The sequence below is a fragment of the Streptacidiphilus sp. EB129 genome, from assembly GCF_041262645.1.
GTDB lineage: Bacteria > Actinomycetota > Actinomycetes > Streptomycetales > Streptomycetaceae > Streptacidiphilus.
Genome location: NZ_JBGCCS010000011.1, coordinates 107,892 through 122,777, shown reverse-complemented (window position 1 = coordinate 122,777; position 14,886 = coordinate 107,892). Strand labels below are relative to the sequence as shown.

General features: G+C 67.4%; 25 protein-coding genes. 1 reads left to right on the top strand and 24 read right to left on the bottom strand.

Annotation, left to right across the window (positions count from 1 at the left end):
• Positions 1 to 17: 17 nt before the first annotated feature.
• Positions 18 to 1,211 carry a hypothetical protein gene (locus ABH925_RS16325; RefSeq protein ID WP_370148502.1) on the top strand — a complete coding sequence of 398 codons (1,194 nt, stop codon included), beginning with the start codon at positions 18 to 20 and terminating at the stop codon, positions 1,209 to 1,211.
• A gap of 102 nt (positions 1,212 to 1,313) precedes the next feature.
• Here ABH925_RS16325 and truA read toward each other — a convergent pair whose 3' ends face one another.
• From truA to rplP, 24 genes are all read right to left on the bottom strand, one after another.
• A complete protein-coding gene (gene truA, locus ABH925_RS16320) occupies positions 1,314 to 2,213 on the bottom strand; it encodes a tRNA pseudouridine(38-40) synthase TruA (protein WP_370148500.1) in 900 nt (299 codons plus the stop codon).
• 105 nt (positions 2,214 to 2,318) lie between these two features.
• A complete protein-coding gene (gene rplQ, locus ABH925_RS16315) occupies positions 2,319 to 2,807 on the bottom strand; it encodes a 50S ribosomal protein L17 (protein ID WP_370148499.1) in 489 nt (162 codons plus the stop codon).
• A 158-nt stretch (positions 2,808 to 2,965) separates the two neighbouring features.
• The gene (locus ABH925_RS16310) at positions 2,966 to 3,985 is read right to left on the bottom strand and encodes a DNA-directed RNA polymerase subunit alpha (RefSeq protein ID WP_030251536.1); all 1,020 of its coding nucleotides are present in this window, start codon (positions 3,983 to 3,985) and stop codon (positions 2,966 to 2,968) included.
• A gap of 158 nt (positions 3,986 to 4,143) precedes the next feature.
• Complete coding sequence (gene rpsK / locus ABH925_RS16305) at positions 4,144 to 4,551, bottom strand: 30S ribosomal protein S11 (protein ID WP_030251538.1); 408 nt, start codon at positions 4,549 to 4,551, stop codon at positions 4,144 to 4,146.
• 75 nt (positions 4,552 to 4,626) lie between these two features.
• Complete coding sequence (rpsM, locus tag ABH925_RS16300) at positions 4,627 to 5,007, bottom strand: 30S ribosomal protein S13 (protein ID WP_370148497.1); 381 nt, start codon at positions 5,005 to 5,007, stop codon at positions 4,627 to 4,629.
• A gap of 187 nt (positions 5,008 to 5,194) precedes the next feature.
• Positions 5,195 to 5,308 carry a 50S ribosomal protein L36 gene (rpmJ, locus tag ABH925_RS16295; protein WP_009740505.1) on the bottom strand — a complete coding sequence of 38 codons (114 nt, stop codon included), beginning with the start codon at positions 5,306 to 5,308 and terminating at the stop codon, positions 5,195 to 5,197.
• 33 nt (positions 5,309 to 5,341) lie between these two features.
• The gene (infA, locus tag ABH925_RS16290; RefSeq protein WP_003956442.1) at positions 5,342 to 5,563 is read right to left on the bottom strand and encodes a translation initiation factor IF-1; all 222 of its coding nucleotides are present in this window, start codon (positions 5,561 to 5,563) and stop codon (positions 5,342 to 5,344) included.
• 166 nt (positions 5,564 to 5,729) lie between these two features.
• Positions 5,730 to 6,563: a type I methionyl aminopeptidase gene (map, locus tag ABH925_RS16285; RefSeq protein ID WP_370148494.1), complete on the bottom strand. Its 834-nt coding sequence runs from the start codon at positions 6,561 to 6,563 to the stop codon at positions 5,730 to 5,732.
• Between the two features lie 195 nt (positions 6,564 to 6,758).
• Positions 6,759 to 7,421: an adenylate kinase gene (locus tag ABH925_RS16280; RefSeq protein WP_370148493.1), complete on the bottom strand. Its 663-nt coding sequence runs from the start codon at positions 7,419 to 7,421 to the stop codon at positions 6,759 to 6,761.
• On the bottom strand, positions 7,421 to 8,728 hold the full coding sequence (gene secY, locus ABH925_RS16275; protein ID WP_370148491.1) for a preprotein translocase subunit SecY: 1,308 nt from the start codon (positions 8,726 to 8,728) through the stop codon (positions 7,421 to 7,423). The genes ABH925_RS16280 and secY overlap by 1 nt, the downstream gene beginning before the upstream one ends.
• Before the next feature lie 244 nt (positions 8,729 to 8,972).
• Positions 8,973 to 9,257: a hypothetical protein gene (locus ABH925_RS16270; RefSeq protein WP_370148490.1), complete on the bottom strand. Its 285-nt coding sequence runs from the start codon at positions 9,255 to 9,257 to the stop codon at positions 8,973 to 8,975.
• 256 nt (positions 9,258 to 9,513) lie between these two features.
• On the bottom strand, positions 9,514 to 9,969 hold the full coding sequence (gene rplO, locus ABH925_RS16265) for a 50S ribosomal protein L15 (RefSeq protein ID WP_370148488.1): 456 nt from the start codon (positions 9,967 to 9,969) through the stop codon (positions 9,514 to 9,516).
• A gap of 1 nt (position 9,970) precedes the next feature.
• The gene (gene rpmD, locus ABH925_RS16260) at positions 9,971 to 10,153 is read right to left on the bottom strand and encodes a 50S ribosomal protein L30 (protein ID WP_030251557.1); all 183 of its coding nucleotides are present in this window, start codon (positions 10,151 to 10,153) and stop codon (positions 9,971 to 9,973) included.
• Positions 10,153 to 10,779: a 30S ribosomal protein S5 gene (gene rpsE, locus ABH925_RS16255; protein ID WP_030251561.1), complete on the bottom strand. Its 627-nt coding sequence runs from the start codon at positions 10,777 to 10,779 to the stop codon at positions 10,153 to 10,155. The genes rpmD and rpsE overlap by 1 nt, the downstream gene beginning before the upstream one ends.
• Positions 10,780 to 10,824: 45 nt before the next feature.
• Entirely contained in the window at positions 10,825 to 11,208 is a 384-nt protein-coding gene (gene rplR / locus ABH925_RS16250; RefSeq protein WP_370148486.1) for a 50S ribosomal protein L18, read from the bottom strand.
• Between the two features lie 3 nt (positions 11,209 to 11,211).
• Positions 11,212 to 11,751, bottom strand: a complete 540-nt coding sequence (rplF, locus tag ABH925_RS16245) for a 50S ribosomal protein L6 (RefSeq protein WP_370148484.1) — start codon at positions 11,749 to 11,751, stop codon at positions 11,212 to 11,214.
• A 23-nt stretch (positions 11,752 to 11,774) separates the two neighbouring features.
• Positions 11,775 to 12,182 carry a 30S ribosomal protein S8 gene (rpsH, locus tag ABH925_RS16240; RefSeq protein ID WP_370148482.1) on the bottom strand — a complete coding sequence of 136 codons (408 nt, stop codon included), beginning with the start codon at positions 12,180 to 12,182 and terminating at the stop codon, positions 11,775 to 11,777.
• A gap of 200 nt (positions 12,183 to 12,382) precedes the next feature.
• On the bottom strand, positions 12,383 to 12,568 hold the full coding sequence (locus ABH925_RS16235) for a type Z 30S ribosomal protein S14 (protein WP_057231320.1): 186 nt from the start codon (positions 12,566 to 12,568) through the stop codon (positions 12,383 to 12,385).
• 4 nt (positions 12,569 to 12,572) lie between these two features.
• On the bottom strand, positions 12,573 to 13,142 hold the full coding sequence (gene rplE / locus ABH925_RS16230) for a 50S ribosomal protein L5 (protein ID WP_030251571.1): 570 nt from the start codon (positions 13,140 to 13,142) through the stop codon (positions 12,573 to 12,575).
• The gene (rplX, locus tag ABH925_RS16225) at positions 13,142 to 13,465 is read right to left on the bottom strand and encodes a 50S ribosomal protein L24 (protein WP_030251573.1); all 324 of its coding nucleotides are present in this window, start codon (positions 13,463 to 13,465) and stop codon (positions 13,142 to 13,144) included. The genes rplE and rplX overlap by 1 nt, the downstream gene beginning before the upstream one ends.
• Positions 13,466 to 13,479: 14 nt before the next feature.
• On the bottom strand, positions 13,480 to 13,851 hold the full coding sequence (rplN, locus tag ABH925_RS16220) for a 50S ribosomal protein L14 (RefSeq protein WP_030251577.1): 372 nt from the start codon (positions 13,849 to 13,851) through the stop codon (positions 13,480 to 13,482).
• Positions 13,852 to 13,963: 112 nt separating this feature from the next.
• Positions 13,964 to 14,239, bottom strand: coding sequence for a 30S ribosomal protein S17 (gene rpsQ, locus ABH925_RS16215; RefSeq protein WP_370148480.1), 276 nt, complete (start codon positions 14,237 to 14,239; stop codon positions 13,964 to 13,966).
• Positions 14,239 to 14,463 (bottom strand): 50S ribosomal protein L29, encoded by a 225-nt coding sequence (gene rpmC, locus ABH925_RS16210; RefSeq protein ID WP_370148479.1) that lies wholly within the window; start codon positions 14,461 to 14,463, stop codon positions 14,239 to 14,241. Before rpmC ends, rpsQ begins: the two co-directional genes overlap by 1 nt.
• Entirely contained in the window at positions 14,463 to 14,882 is a 420-nt protein-coding gene (gene rplP, locus ABH925_RS16205; RefSeq protein ID WP_370076072.1) for a 50S ribosomal protein L16, read from the bottom strand. The genes rpmC and rplP overlap by 1 nt, the downstream gene beginning before the upstream one ends.
• Positions 14,883 to 14,886 lie beyond the last annotated feature (4 nt).

Sequence of the window (14,886 nt, the reverse complement as noted above, 5' to 3'; positions counted from 1 at the left end):
CGTTATGCTCGCCGCCCATGAGCCATGGGAATGAGACGGAGACCACGGGCAATCCGCTCCCGCGCCGGGGCGTGGGGACACCCGGCCGCATCCCCACCCAGTACGGTCCGGGCAACCCGGTACGCGAAGGGCTGGCGGAGCACCAGTACCGGATCCGCCCCGGGTCTCCGGATCTGCCGGCACCGGAGCTTGCGGACTCGGAGCTTTCGGCCTCGGAGCTTTCGACCTTGGAGCCACCGGCACCCGACCTGGTCGCATCCGAGCCGCGCCGGGGCGCGGGGTCGGCCGGGGGATCCGGGTCGGCCCGGGCGGCCGGGGGGACGGCGAACCAGACCGCCGCGGCGACCACCGCGGCTGCGACGGCGGGCGGCGGCTACGCGATCAGGCCCGGCGTCCCCCGGCCGCCGGCCGAGGACATCTTCACGGCGATAGCCGACAAGAAGGATGCCGAGGACCGCCGCCGACGCCGTCTCCGGCTGGGCGCCGCCCTGGCCGCCGTGCTCTGCCTGGCCGGGGCCGGGGCCGTACTGCTGACCCGCCCGCACAACGCCGCGACGACGTCCTCGGCCGCCCCGGCCAGCCCCTCCGCACCGACCGCGGCCACCGGCGGCCCCACTCCCCCGGGCGGCCCGCTCGGCCCCCCCTCGGACGCGCCGTCGGCCACCGCCGCGCCCGCGCCCGGCCCGGCCACCGTCCTCTCCAGCGCCGCCACGGACACTGCGCCGCTCTCCGCGGCGACCGTCTTCCCAGGCAGCTCGGTCACCGTTGGCGGGCACGGCTACACCCGGGTGCTCACCGCCACCACGCCCTGTGCACCGGCCGCCACCGCCCCTCTCGCCACGCTGCTCACCCGGAGCGGCTGCCGCGAGCTGTTCCGGGCCACCTACGCCAGCGGCACCACCGCGGTCACCGTCGGCGTCGCGGTCTTCGACACCGCCGCCCAGGCCCAGGCGGTCAAGCTGCAGGGGACCGCCGGCAACCTCGAACCGCTGGCCGGGGGCACCCTCCCGGTCTTCTGCCACGCCGTCGCCTGCCGGCTCAGCGTCAACGCCTTCGGCCGCTACGCCTACCTCACCGTGTCCGGCTACACCACCGGCAAGCCGGTCCCCGCCACGGACACCAGCGCGCTGGCGGCCGGCGCGGACATGGGCAGCATGGTCTTCGAGAACCTGGTCACCCGCGCCCGCACCGAACTCGCCGGCAGGCCTTAGCCGTTGGGGGCGCGGGGAACTGCGCTGCCAACCATGCACCTCCGTAGAGGGCTGGCAGCGCAGGAAGTTGATCAAGCAGAGCCCCGCGCCCCGAAAGCGCAGCTACTTCGGCATGAGAACCCGCAGGTTGCGGGCGGCTCTGCTGCGCGTGGCCAGGTCGGCGTCGGCGGGGTAGCCCACCTCCTCCAGGGTCAGCCCGTAGGGGCGGACCACGTTCACCGCGGAGTTGCGCACGCCCCCGGCCAGCACCTCGGCCGGGAAGTCCACCGGTCGGTGCCCGTCACCGACCAGCAGCATCGAGCCGACCAGGGCCCGGACCATGTTGTGGCAGAAGGCGTCGGCCCGGACCGTACCGATGATCAGACCGGGCAGTTCCGGCCCGAGCAGGTCGTCGCCGGACACCCGCTCCCAGCGGAAGTCCAGCAGCTCGCGGATGGTCGTCGCGCCCTCGCGCTTCTTGCAGTACGCGGCGAAGTCGTGCTCACCCACCAGCTGCCGGGCCGCCCGGTTCATCGCGTCCACGTCCAGCGGACGGTCGTGCCACAGGACGTGCGCCCGGCGCAGCGGGTCCACCCCGGCGGGGTGGTCGCAGACGCGGTAGGCGTAGCGGCGCCAGATCGCCGAGAAGCGGGCGTCGAAGCCCGCCGGGGCCTCGGCCACCCGCCACACCCTGATGTCCCCCGGCAGCCGCCCGGCCAGCCGCCGGCGCAGCTTCTCGCCCTCCGCGGCCCAGACCTCCGCCGGCAGGTCCACGTGCGCGACCTGGCCGCGCGCGTGCACGCCCGCGTCGGTGCGTCCGGCGACCGTCAGCGGGAACACCTCGGGCTGCCGCAGCACCACCCGGATCGCGTCCTCCAGCTCGCCCTGGACGGTCCGGCGGCCGCCCTTCTGCTTGGCCCAGCCGGAGAAGTCCGTCCCGTCGTACGACAGGTCCAGCCGCACCCGCAGGTGTCCCGCCACCGGTCCGTGCTGCCCGACCGGCGGTTCCACGCAGTCACTCATGTCTTTCTCCACCTGCAAGAACGGGCCGGCCGCGAGAACGGGCACCCTGACAAGCGAAACGGGCCCGCCTCCCCCGAGGGGAAGGCGGGCCCGCAGCGGAGGCGATCAGGCCTCCTCGGTCTCCTCGACCGGAGCGGCGTCCTCGACGACCTCGGCGGCCGGAGCGGCAGCCTCGGTCTCCTTGACGGAGCGCTTCGTCGCGGCCTCGGCCTCGCCGACAGCGGTCTGGGCCACGGTCAGGGCCTCGACCAGCTCGATGACGGCCATCGGGGCGTTGTCGCCACGACGGGGGCCGATCTTGGTGATGCGGGTGTAGCCACCGGGGCGGTTCTCGTAGCGAGGCGCGATCTCGGTGAAGAGGGTGTGCAGCACAGCCACGTCGGTGATGACCTTGCGGGCCTCACGGCGGTTGTGGATGTCACCCTTCTTGGCCTTGGTGATCAGCTTCTCCGCGAGCGGACGCATCCGACGGGCCTTGGCCTCGGTCGTGGTGATGCGGCCGTACTGGAAGAGCTCACGGCACAGACCGGCGAGCAGCAGACGCTCGTGGGCCGGGCCGCCACCGAGGCGGGCACCCTTGGCGGGGCGAGGCATGGTGTCTCCTTGGATCTCCGGCCCCCGGCCGTATCAGGTACCGGGGCGGGCGTACCGGCGCGGTTGCCGATACGACTTTCTTTCAAAGCACAGCTGAACAGTAAAGCACAGCTGACAAGACTAGGGGATCGCCGAGGCGATCCCCTAGTCGATCAATCTCAGTACTGCTCGGTCTCCGCGAAACCCGGGTCGTCGTCGTCGGCGCCGAAGGCGTCGGCGGCGGCGGTCGGGTCGAATCCGGGCGGGCTGTCCTTGAGGGCCAGGCCCATGCCGGCCAGCTTCGCCTTGACCTCGTCGATCGACTTCGCACCGAAGTTGCGGATGTCGAGCAGGTCGGCCTCGGAGCGGGCGACGAGCTCACCCACGGTGTGGATGCCCTCGCGCTTGAGGCAGTTGTACGACCGAACGGTGAGCTCCAGCTCCTCGATCGGCAGCGCCAGGTCGGCGGCCAGGGCGGCGTCCGTGGGGGACGGGCCCATGTCGATGCCCTCGGCGTCGATGTTCAGCTCGCGGGCGAGACCGAACAGCTCCACCAGGGTCTTACCGGCCGAGGCCATGGCGTCACGGGGACGCATGGCGGGCTTGGTCTCGACGTCGACGATGAGCTTGTCGAAGTCGGTACGCTGCTCGACTCGGGTCGCCTCGACCTTGTAGGTGACCTTGAGCACCGGGCTGTAGATGGAGTCGACCGGGATACGGCCGATCTCCTGGCCCGACTGCTTGTTCTGGACGGCGGAGACGTAGCCGCGACCGCGCTCGACGGTCAGCTCCATCTCCAGCTTGCCCTTGCCGTTGAGCGTGGCCAGGACCAGCTCGGGGTTGTGCACCTCGACACCGGCCGGGGGCGCGATGTCGGCGGCGGTGACCAGACCCGGGCCCTGCTTGCGCAGGTACATCACGACCGGCTCGTCGTGCTCCGAGGAGACGACCAGCTGCTTGATGTTGAGGATGAGGTCGGTGACGTCCTCCTTGACGCCCGGCACGGTGGTGAACTCGTGCAGGACACCGTCGATCCGGATGCTGGTGACAGCAGCGCCGGGGATCGAGGAGAGGAGCGTGCGGCGGAGCGAGTTGCCGAGGGTGTAGCCGAAGCCCGGCTCCAGCGGCTCGATCACGAACCGGGAGCGGAACTCGTCGACGACCTCTTCGGTCAGCGACGGACGCTGAGCGATCAGCATGAGGTGAATCCTCCAGATAGATCTTCGGCACCCACTATTTGATGCCGACGAAAGCAAGGATACGGCCCCCGAGCGAACGGGGGCCGTATCCGGTGCACCACCGCGTCAAGCGCGGCGCCTGCGTGACACTCGCATGGACGAAGCGTCCGCTGCGAACGTCAGACGCGACGGCGCTTCGGCGGGCGGCAGCCGTTGTGCGGGGTGGGGGTGACGTCCTGGATCGAGCCGACCTCCAGGCCGGTGGCCTGGATGGAGCGGATCGCGGTCTCGCGGCCGGAGCCCGGACCCTTCACGAAGACGTCCACCTTGCGCATGCCGTGCTCCTGGGCGCGACGCGCGGCGGCCTCGGCGGCCATCTGCGCGGCGAACGGAGTCGACTTGCGGGAGCCCTTGAAGCCGACGTGGCCCGAGGACGCCCACGCGATCACGTTGCCCGAGGGGTCCGTGATCGAGACGATGGTGTTGTTGAACGTGCTCTTGATGTGCGCGTGGCCGTGAGCGACGTTCTTCTTTTCCTTGCGGCGGATCTTCTTCGCGCCTGCAGCCTGACGACCCTTGGGGGGCATAAGTCTGTTTCTCCTACTGAGGTGATCGGTCCGCTAGCCCAGCGGGCCGGATTTCAAGTCCGGTGTTGGGGCGGACTACTTCTTGCCGGGCTTCTTCTTGCCGGCAATCGCGCGACGCGGACCCTTGCGGGTACGGGCGTTGGTGTGGGTGCGCTGACCGCGGACCGGCAGGCCGCGACGGTGTCGCAGACCCTGGTAGCTGCCGATCTCGACCTTGCGGCGGATGTCAGCGGCGACCTCACGGCGGAGGTCACCCTCGACCTTGTAGTTGGCGTCGATGAACTCACGCAGCTTGACGAGGTCTTCCTCGGTGATGTCGCGAACACGGATGTTCGGGTTCACACCGGTCTCGGCCAGAGCCTGCTGCGAGCGGGTACGGCCGATGCCGTACACGTAGGTGAGGGCGATCTCGATCCGCTTTTCGCGGGGGAGATCAACGCCGGCGAGGCGTGCCATGAATGTGGCTCCTGTGTTCCTTCGGAGGTCTGGCGCGATGCCTCTCCTTCGACTCTCGTCGAGGGAGCCCCGGCCTCCGGACCGAGGGTGGCAGTCCGATCATTCGCGAGAACGATCGGATCGGGCATCCCGCTTCATGTTGTTTTTCGCGTCGCGCGAAGAGTTACGACCCGTGCGGGGGGACTGCTCAGCCCTGGCGCTGCTTGTGGCGCAGGTTCTCGCAGATCACCATGACCCGACCGTGACGGCGGATCACCTTGCACTTGTCGCAGATCTTCTTGACGCTCGGCTTGACCTTCATGGGATTCAGGTTCTCCGGGTCGGGATCTGCTGGTTACTTGTACCGGTAGACGATGCGTCCACGGGTCAGGTCGTACGGGCTTAGCTCGACGACGACCCGGTCGTCCGGGAGGATGCGGATGTAGTGCATACGCATCTTGCCGCTGATGTGGGCGAGGACTTTGTGCCCGTTCTGAAGCTCTACCTTGAACATGGCGTTCGGCAGAGACTCGATGACGGTGCCCTCGATCTCGATGGCGCCTTGCTTTTTGGCCATGTCCTGCGGGTATCGCCTTCCGGGGTTCGACTACCGTAGTCGGCACTCACGCAGGGACCGCTAAGTCCACCCCTGCCACTAGGTGCGGGGGCATGCGGGAGCAAGCTACGAGTGAGCCGACACAGCAGTCTACGTCAGCAGGCAAGCGATAGCGAAATCCGCCCGCTCAGCCCAGCGGGTCGGGGGCGGCGGTGATGCCCAGCTCGGCCAGCTTGGCCCGGCCGCCGTCGAAGGCGGTGAGCACCAGCGGGCCCTCCTCGGTGAGCGCGATCGAGTGCTCCCAGTGCGCGGCCCAGGTGCCGTCGTTGGTCTTGACGGTCCATTCGTCGGCCAGGGTGTGCGTCTTGGGCGTGCCCAGACTGACCATCGGCTCGATCGCGATGCAGAAGCCCGGCACCAGCTTGAGGCCGCGCCCGCGCTTGCGGTCCACGTAGTTCAGCAGGTGCGGGTCCATGTGCATGGCCGAGCCGATGCCGTGGCCGCCGAAGTCCTCGATGATGCCGTACTTGCCCCGGGGCGGGAGCGGCTGGCGGCGGATGTAGGTCTCGATGGCGCGGCTGATGTCCGAGAGCCGGTTGTTCTTCTTCACCGCCGCGATGCCGGCCCACATCGAGTCCTCGGTGACCTGGCTGAGCTGGTGCAGTTCGGGGGCGTGGCCCTCGCCGACGAAGAGGGTGATCGCGGCGTCGCCGTGCCAGCCGTCGACGATCGCGCCGCAGTCGATGGAGATGATGTCGCCCTCGGCCAGCACGCGGTCACCGGGGATGCCGTGGACCACCTCGTCGTTGACCGAGGCGCAGATCACACCGGTGAAGCCGTGGTAACCGAGGAAGTTGGAGGTCGCCCCGTGGCTCTCGATCACCTTGGCCGCGATCGCGTTCAGCTCGCCGGTGGTGATGCCCGGCGCCACCGCCTCCCGGCAGGCCTTGTGCGCCTCGGCCACGATCAGGCCCGCCTCCCGCATCTTCAGGATCTGCTCGGGGGTCTTGATCTCCACCATCGCGCTCTCGCCTTCCCACTGCCACTGGTCTCGCGGCCACTGGTCTCGCTGCCAGTGGTCCCAACGTCGCTGCCGACCGTTCCACGGTACGGCTCCCGGCGGGTACGTGCCCCGTCCGGAACATGCGTCGGCCGTGACACCCGTCAGGGCGTCACGGCCGGTGTGCTCACTGACTCCAGGACTGCCGGCTGAGGATCAGCCCTCGTCCTTGTTCTTCCGCAGCGCCTCGATCGCGCGCTGCGTCACCTCGTCGACCCTGCCCAGTGCGGCGATGGTCGTGACCAGGCCCTGCTTCTGGTAGTACTCGATGATCGGCTCGGTCTCCGTGTGGTAGACCTCCAGCCGGGTGCGCACCTTGTCCTCGGTGTCGTCCGAGCGCTGGTACAGCTCCCCGCCGCAGACGTCGCAGATGCCCTCGGCCGCCGGGGGGTGGGACTCCACGTGGTAGACGTGGCCACCGTCGTTGCGGCAGATCCGGCGACCGGCGATCCGGCGGACCACCTCGTCCTCCGGCACCTCCAGGTCCAGCACGCCGTCGAGCTCGATGCCCCACTCCTTCAGGATCCCGTCCAGCGCGACCGACTGGGCCACGTTGCGGGGGAAACCGTCGAGCAGGAACCCGTGGGCGGCATCGGGCTGGGCCAGGCGGTCCTTGGCCATCTCGATGGTCACCTCGTCGGGGACGAGCTTGCCGGCGTCCATCAGGCTCTTGGCAGCGAGACCGAGCTCCGTGCCCTGGCTGATGTTGGCGCGGAACAGGTCACCGGTGGACACGTGCGGGATGGACAGGGTCTTGGCGAGCAGTGTCGCCTGAGTACCCTTCCCGGCCCCGGGCGGCCCGACGAGGACGATACGCATCAGCGGAGGAACCCTTCGTAGTTGCGCTGCTGGAGCTGGCTCTCGATCTGCTTCACAGTTTCAAGGCCGACACCGACAACGATCAGGATGCTCGTACCGCCGAACGGGAAGTTCTGAGACGCACCGAACGCGCTGAGTGCGACCAGCGGCACCATGGCGATCAGGCCCAGATACAGGGAGCCCGGCCAAGTGATCCTGGTCAGCACATAGTTCAGGTATTCGGCCGTCGGGCGGCCGGCCCGGATACCCGGGACGAAGCCACCATACTTCTTCATGTTGTCGGCAACTTCGTCAGGGTTGAACGAGATGGCCACATAGAAGAAGGCGAAGAAGACGATCAGCACGAAGTAGAGCCCCGCGTAGAGCGGTTTGTCGCTCTTGACCAGGTTTGCCGACACCCAGTTGGCCCAGGCGCCGTGGCTGCCGCTCAACTGAACGACCAGCTGCGGGATGTACAGCAGCGAGCTGGCGAAGATGACCGGGATCACACCCGCCTGGTTGACCTTGAGCGGGATGTAGGTCGAGGTGCCGCCGTAGGCACGCCGGCCGATCATGCGCTTGGCGTACTGGACCGGGATCCGGCGCTGCGCCTGCTCGACGAAGACCACCAGGCCCACCATCGCCAGGCCCATGATGATGACGAAGGCGAAGGTCAGCCAGCCGTGGCTGGTCTTGATCAGCCACAGCGAGGACGGGAAGCCGGCCGCGACCGAGGTGAAGATCAGGATCGACATGCCGTTGCCGATGCCGCGGTCGGTGATCAGCTCGCCCAGCCACATGATGACCACGGTGCCCGCGGTCATCGTGATGACCATCGTCGCGATCCGGAAGAAGCCGTGGTCCGGCACGATCTGGGAGGTGTCGCACTGGACGCCGCTGAACAGCGCACCGTTCGAGGCCGTGGCCACGATGCCGGTCGCCTGCAGCACGGCCAGGGCGATGGTCAGGTATCGGGTGTACTGCGTGATCTTGGTCTGGCCGGCCTGGCCCTCCTTCTTGAGGGCGTCCAGACGCGGGATCACCACCGTCAGCAGCTGGAGGATGATGCTGGAGGTGATGTAGGGCATGATGCCCAGCGCGAAGACCGTGATCTGCAGCAGTGCACCGCCGCTGAACAGGTTGACCAGGCCGAGCAGCCCGGCGCCGTTCTTCTGCGACGCGGTGACGCATGCCTGGACAGCATGGAAGTTGACCCCGGGTACAGGGATATGAGCACCCATCCGGAAGACAACCATGATGCCCAGCGTGAAGAGCAGCTTCTTGCGCAGGTCGGGCGTCTTGAACGCCCGGGCGAACGCGGTGAGCACGGTGCCTCCTGCAGCTCCCTGCCGAGGGCGGCGGGAGGGACGGTGATTCTGGGGCCCGCACGAATCGCGACGGGGCCGGACGGGGATTGCCGCCACCGGTATGGACGCCGCGCGGACACAGCCTGCGGACAACCTACAAGTGGACTCCACGGACTCTAACAGTCTGTGGCCACTCGAATGAAGCGAGTGGCCCCATCTCGCTCCGGGACCACCCGCTGTTCATCCGCTCCGACTACTCGGCCGACTACTCCGGGCGCTGCCCGGCCAGGTTCGACAGCAGCTCGATGATCGCCGCGTTACCGCTGCGCACCTCGCCTTCCAGCCGGTCCAAGCGCTCGTTCACCTGCCCGAACTGCTCGTCCATCGTGGACTCCAACTGGTTCAGCCGCCCCATGGCGGTCTGGTGGTTGGCCCCGATCCGGTGTTCCATCAGGTCAAACGAGCGTGTCAGCACCGCCACGTCCTCCCGGACGACGCTGACGTCCGCCCGGACGGCGTCGACCTTGGTCTCCAGCCGCTTCAGTTCCATCGCAGTGACCTCCTCCACCATCGACTCTACCCACCCCTTCGCTCGCACAGCCGCGGTCCCTCCGCGCGGTGTCCAACCGCTCCGGACACCTCCGGACACTGCCCGCCGGCGAACTGCCATGCTCCGCCACATTCCGCCACACCGTGCCAAGCGCCACCCGCCGGAGGCGGAAACGCCGACGGACCCGTTCGCTCCAAAGAGCGAACGGGTCCGAAGAGCCGTGCTGTCAGCGCGAGCGCCGAGACCCGGAAGGGTCTCAGATGAGCTCGGTGACGGTGCCGCCGGCGGCGGTGATCTTCTCGGCGGCGGAACCGGAGACGGCGTCAACCGAAACCTGCAGCGCGACCGTGATCTCACCGGTGCCGAGCACCTTGACGAGCGAGTTCTTGCGAACCGCGCCCTTGGCGACCAGGTCCTCGACGGTGACCTCGCCACCCTCGGGGTAGAGCGCACCGAGCTTGTCCAGGTTCACGACCTGGAACTCCACGCGGAACGGGTTCTTGAAGCCCTTGAGCTTCGGCAGGCGCATGTGAAGGGGCATCTGGCCACCCTCGAAGCGCTGCGGAACCTGGTAACGGGCCTTGGTGCCCTTGGTACCACGACCGGCGGTCTTACCCTTGGATGCCTCACCACGACCGACACGGGTCTTGGCGGTCTTGGCACCCGGGGCGGGACGCAGGTTGTGGATCTTCAGCGGGTTCTGCTCCGCCATTTCAGTCCACCTCCTCGACCGTGACGAGGTGGCGGACGGTCTGGGCCATCCCGCGGATCTCGGGACGGTCCTCCTTCACGACCACGTCGTGCATGCGCTTGAGACCAAGCGAACGCAGGGTGTCACGGTGGTTCTGCTTGCTGCCGATGTAGGACTTGGTCTGGGTGATCTTCAGGCGAGCCATTACGCAGCCCCCTGCCCAGCCGCACGCGCACGCAGCAGGGCTGCGGGAGCGACGTCCTCAAGCGGCAGGCCACGACGGGCGGCGATCTCCTCGGGGCGCGAGAGGCCCTTCAGAGCGGCGACCGTGGCGTGCACGATGTTGATGGCGTTGTCGGAGCCCAGGGACTTCGACAGGATGTCGTGAACGCCGGCGCACTCGAGCACGGCACGCACGGGACCACCGGCGATAACACCGGTACCCGGCGAAGCCGGCTTGAGCAGGACGACGCCCGCGGCCTTCTCACCCTGGATCGGGTGGGGGATGGTGCCCTGGATGCGGGGAACCTTGAAGAAGTTCTTCTTCGCTTCCTCGACACCCTTGGCAATGGCCGCGGGAACTTCCTTGGCCTTGCCGTAACCGACACCTACGGTGCCGTCACCGTCGCCCACCACGACCAGCGCGGTGAAGCTGAAACGACGACCACCCTTGACAACCTTGGCGACACGGTTGATCGCGACAACACGCTCGACGTACGCGGTCTTCTCGACGACGGGAGCGCCGTCACGACCATCCCGCTTACGGTCACGCCGCTCGCCACCGCCGGTGCCGCCGCCGGCGCCGCTACCGCGGCGCTGGGGTCCAGCCATTGGATTTACCTCTCTCGTTTACGTCCGCCAGCTTGGGCGAGCGGGTCAGAAGTCGAGCCCGGACTCACGGGCGGCGTCCGCCAGGGCGGCGATGCGCCCGGCGTACTGGTTGCCCGCGCGGTCGAAGACGACCGACTCGATGCCGGCAGCCTTGGCGCGCTCAGCGACCAGGGCACCGACCTTCTTGGCCTGCTCGGTCTTGTCACCCTCGATGCCCTTGATGGACACATCCAGGGTGGACGCCGAAGCCAGCGTGTGGCCCGCGAGGTCGTCGATCACCTGCGCCACGATGTGGCGGTTGGAACGAGACACGACCAGGCGCGGACGCACCGGCGTACCGGAGACGCGCTTGCGGACGCGGATGGCGCGGCGCTTACGGGCGGCGGCCTTGTAACCGTTGCCCTTGCCGATCTTCACACCGACACTCATGGGTTACTTACCACTCTTTCCGACCTTGCGGCGGATGACCTCGCCGGCGTACTTGACACCCTTGGCCTTGTACGGGTCGGGCTTGCGAAGCTTGCGGATCTTCGCCGCGACCTCGCCGACCTTCTGCTTGTCGATCCCGTCCACGTGGAACTTGGTGGGGGACTCGACAACGAAGGAGATGCCCTCCGGGGCCGGGACCAGAATCGGGTGGCTGTATCCCAGCGCGAACTCCATGTCGGAGCCCTTCGCCGTGACGCGGTAGCCAACACCGCTGATCTCAAGCGACTTGCGGTAGCCCGCGGTCACGCCGGTGATCATGTTCGCCACCAGCGTGCGGGTCAGGCCGTGCAGGGCCTTAGACATACGCTCGTCGTTGGGGCGCGCGACGAGCAGAGTGCCGTCCTCACCCTTGGCGATGTCGATCGGCGCGGCAACGGTGTGGCTAAGGGAACCCTTGGGACCCTTGACCGAGACCGTGCGGCCATCGATGGTGACGTCCACGCCGGCGGGAACCGGGATGGGCAGCCGTCCAATGCGAGACATTGCTGTACCTCCGTTTCCCTGAGTTACCAGACGTAGGCGAGGACTTCCCCACCCACGCCCTTCTTGGCTGCCTGCTGTCCGGTGAGCAGACCTGCGGACGTGGAGATGATCGCCACTCCCAGGCCGCCGAGCACCTTCGGCATAGCGGTGGACTTGGTGTAGACCCGCAGACCCGGCTTGGAGATCCGCTTGATGCCCGCGATCGAGCGCTCACGGTTCGGGCCGAACTTGAGGTCGAGCGTCAGCTTCTTGCCGACCTCGCCCTCCTTCGGCTCCTCGACCTTCCATCCCGTGATGTAGCCCTCCTGCTGGAGGATCTCGGCGATGTGAGTCTTGATCTTGCTGTGGGGCATCACGACAGTGTCGTGGTAGGCCGAGTTCGCGTTTCGCAGACGCGTCAGCATGTCTGCGATCGGGTCGGTCATGGTCATGATGGCCTGTGGCCTCTCTCACCGCGGTTTCCCGAAGCGCGCAGCCCGGGGATGAACCAGAGCGGGCGCGGCGCGGGGACCTGCGGTGTAGTAAGACGAATCAGGGGCGCGGGGCCCCGACCTAGCCACCTTACGGGACTCCCGGAGGAGTTCCAAAACGGTGGCCGGGCCGGAGACCCTACCTGCCCAGAACTACTGGACTACCAGGAGCTCTTGGTGACGCCCGGCAGCTCGCCGCGGTGGGCCATCTCACGAAGGCACACGCGGCACAGGCCGAACTTGCGGTACACGGAGTGCGGGCGGCCGCAGCGCTGGCACCGGGTGTAACCCCGGACAGCGAACTTCGGCTTGCGCTCGGCCTTCGCGATGAGGGACTTCTTCGCCATGTGCTCAGTTCTCCTTGAACGGGAAGCCAAGGGCACGCAGCAGCGCCCGGCCCTCGTCGTCGGTCTGGGCAGTGGTGACCACCGTGATGTCCATGCCCCGCTGACGGTCGACCTTGTCCTGGTCGATCTCGTGGAACATGACCTGCTCGGTCAGACCGAAGGTGTAGTTGCCCTTGCCGTCGAACTGCTTCGGCGACAGACCGCGGAAGTCACGGATACGCGGCAGCGCCAGCGACACCAGACGGTCCAGGAACTCCCACATGCGGTCACCGCGGAGGGTGACGTGGGTACCGATCGGCTGGCCCTCACGCAGCTTGAACTGCGCGATGGACTTGCGGGCCTTGGTCACGGTCGGCTTCTGGCCGGTGATCGCGGTGAGGTCCTTGACCGCACCGTCGATCAGCTTGGAGTCGCGGGCGGCGTCGCCCACACCCATGTTGACCACGACCTTGACCAGGCCGGGGATCAGCATGACGTTCTCGTACGAGAACTGCTCCTGCAGCTGACCCTTGATCTCGGAGCGGTAGCGCTCCTTGAGACGGGGGGTCACCTTCTCAACAGAGGTGTCGGTCATCAGATGTCCTCACCGGTTCGCTTGGCAACGCGGATCTTGTTGCCCTCGTCATCGAAGCGGTAACCGACGCGGGTGACGACCTTCTTGCCGTCCTTCTCCACGACGAGCTGAACGTTGCTCACGTGGATCGGGGCCTCGGTCGTGACGATGCCGCCGGTCTGGGCACCACGGGCGGTCTGGCCGACCTTGGTGTGCTTCTTGACCCGGTTGACACCCTCGACCAGGACGCGGTTCTCCGTAGGGATGGCCTGAATGACCTTGCCCTGCTTGCCCTTGTCCTTGCCGGTGATGACCTGGACCAGGTCACCCTTCTTGATCTTCATGCTGTTCGCCATGATTAGAGCACCTCCGGCGCAAGCGAGATGATCTTCATGAACTTCTTGTCGCGCAGCTCGCGGCCCACCGGGCCGAAGATGCGCGTTCCGCGCGGGTCACCATCGGTGTTCTTGAGGATGACCGCGGCGTTCTCGTCGAAACGGATGTAGGAACCGTCCGGACGACGGCGCTCCTTCACGGTGCGGACGATGACCGCCTTGACGACGTCGCCCTTCTTCACGTTGCCACCGGGGATCGCGTCCTTGACGGTGGCGACGATGACGTCACCGATACCCGCGTAGCGTCGGCCGGAGCCACCGAGAACACGGATGCAAAGGATCTCCTTCGCACCAGTGTTGTCGGCGACACGCAGTCGCGACTCCTGCTGGATCACAGCTTTCTCCTGATCGTCAACGATCGGGACCGGGCCGGCCCGCTGCTCACCCGAGCGCTCCCCCGGAGGGGAACCTCAGGCACATACGAGCCGCGCCCAATCGCGTTCGTTACTACTTGGCCTTCTCGAGGATCTCGACGACGCGCCAGCGCTTCGTCGCGGACAGCGGCCGGGTCTCCATGAGGAGGACACGGTCGCCGACGCCCGCGGCGTTGGCCTCGTCGTGCGCCTTCAGCTTGTTCGTACGGCGGATGACCTTGCCGTACAGCGCGTGCTTGACGCGGTCCTCGACGGCGACGACGACGGTCTTGTCCATCTTGTCGCTGACGACCAGACCCTCACGGGTCTTACGGAAGCCGCGTGCTTCTTCGGTGCTGTTCTCAGTCATCAGGCCTTCTCTACCGTCTCGATGCCCAGCTCGCGCTCGCGCATCAGGGTGTAGATCCGCGCGATGTCCTTACGGACGAGCTTGAGCCGTCCGTGGTTGTCGAGCTGCCCGGTCGCCGCCTGGAAGCGGAGGTTGAACAGCTCCTCCTTGGCCTCACGGAGCTTGGCAACGAGACCCTCGTTGTCCAGCTCGCGAAGCTCTGCAGCCGTGGTGGTGGCCGACATCAGCTCTCACCTGCCTCGCGCCGGACAATCCGGCACTTCATCGGAAGCTTGTGCGCGGCGCGGGTGAGCGCCTCGCGCGCAGTCTTCTCATTCGGGTACGACAACTCGAACATCACGCGTCCGGGGTGCACGTTGGCAATCCACCACTCCGGCGAACCCTTACCGGAACCCATGCGGGTCTCGGCGGGCTTCTTGGTGAGGGGACGGTCCGGGTAGATGTTGATCCAGACCTTGCCGCCACGCTTGATGTGACGAGTGATGGAGATACGAGCGGACTCGATCTGCCGGTTCGTCACGTACGCCGGCGTGACGGCCTGCAGGCCGTACTCGCCGAACGCCAGCTCGGTACCGCCCTTAGCCATGCCACGCCGCTTGGGGTGGTGCTGCTTGCGGTGCTTGACCCTGCGAGGGATCAGCATTGGG

Bases quoted from the DNA above. Each gene is read 5' to 3' on its own strand.
- rplE (WP_030251571.1), bottom strand. From the start codon at position 13,142: ATGACCGACACCTCTGTTGAGAAGGTGACCCCCCGTCTCAAGGAGCGC.
- rpsH (WP_370148482.1), bottom strand. From the start codon at position 12,182: ATGACCATGACCGACCCGATCGCAGACATGCTGACGCGTCTGCGAAAC.
- ABH925_RS16325 (WP_370148502.1), top strand. From the start codon at position 18: ATGAGCCATGGGAATGAGACGGAGACCACGGGCAATCCGCTCCCGCGC.
- rplR (WP_370148486.1), bottom strand. From the start codon at position 11,208: ATGAGTGTCGGTGTGAAGATCGGCAAGGGCAACGGTTACAAGGCCGCC.
- rpmC (WP_370148479.1), bottom strand. From the start codon at position 14,463: ATGTCGGCCACCACCACGGCTGCAGAGCTTCGCGAGCTGGACAACGAG.
- rplP (WP_370076072.1), bottom strand. From the start codon at position 14,882: ATGCTGATCCCTCGCAGGGTCAAGCACCGCAAGCAGCACCACCCCAAG.
- rpsM (WP_370148497.1), bottom strand. From the start codon at position 5,007: ATGGCACGCCTCGCCGGCGTTGATCTCCCCCGCGAAAAGCGGATCGAG.
- ABH925_RS16270 (WP_370148490.1), bottom strand. From the start codon at position 9,257: ATGGAACTGAAGCGGCTGGAGACCAAGGTCGACGCCGTCCGGGCGGAC.
- ABH925_RS16280 (WP_370148493.1), bottom strand. From the start codon at position 7,421: ATGCGTATCGTCCTCGTCGGGCCGCCCGGGGCCGGGAAGGGTACTCAG.
- rplO (WP_370148488.1), bottom strand. From the start codon at position 9,969: ATGGCGGAGCAGAACCCGCTGAAGATCCACAACCTGCGTCCCGCCCCG.
- ABH925_RS16310 (WP_030251536.1), bottom strand. From the start codon at position 3,985: ATGCTGATCGCTCAGCGTCCGTCGCTGACCGAAGAGGTCGTCGACGAG.
- truA (WP_370148500.1), bottom strand. From the start codon at position 2,213: ATGAGTGACTGCGTGGAACCGCCGGTCGGGCAGCACGGACCGGTGGCG.
- rpsQ (WP_370148480.1), bottom strand. From the start codon at position 14,239: ATGACTGAGAACAGCACCGAAGAAGCACGCGGCTTCCGTAAGACCCGT.
- rpsE (WP_030251561.1), bottom strand. From the start codon at position 10,779: ATGGCTGGACCCCAGCGCCGCGGTAGCGGCGCCGGCGGCGGCACCGGC.
- map (WP_370148494.1), bottom strand. From the start codon at position 6,563: ATGGTGGAGATCAAGACCCCCGAGCAGATCCTGAAGATGCGGGAGGCG.
- rplQ (WP_370148499.1), bottom strand. From the start codon at position 2,807: ATGCCTCGCCCCGCCAAGGGTGCCCGCCTCGGTGGCGGCCCGGCCCAC.
- rplX (WP_030251573.1), bottom strand. From the start codon at position 13,465: ATGAAGATCAAGAAGGGTGACCTGGTCCAGGTCATCACCGGCAAGGAC.
- rpsK (WP_030251538.1), bottom strand. From the start codon at position 4,551: ATGCCCCCCAAGGGTCGTCAGGCTGCAGGCGCGAAGAAGATCCGCCGC.
- rpmJ (WP_009740505.1), bottom strand. From the start codon at position 5,308: ATGAAGGTCAAGCCGAGCGTCAAGAAGATCTGCGACAAGTGCAAGGTG.
- infA (WP_003956442.1), bottom strand. From the start codon at position 5,563: ATGGCCAAAAAGCAAGGCGCCATCGAGATCGAGGGCACCGTCATCGAG.
- rpmD (WP_030251557.1), bottom strand. From the start codon at position 10,153: ATGGCTCGCCTGAAGATCACCCAGACCAAGTCCTACATCGGCAGCAAG.
- ABH925_RS16235 (WP_057231320.1), bottom strand. From the start codon at position 12,568: ATGGCGAAGAAGTCCCTCATCGCGAAGGCCGAGCGCAAGCCGAAGTTC.
- rplF (WP_370148484.1), bottom strand. From the start codon at position 11,751: ATGTCTCGCATTGGACGGCTGCCCATCCCGGTTCCCGCCGGCGTGGAC.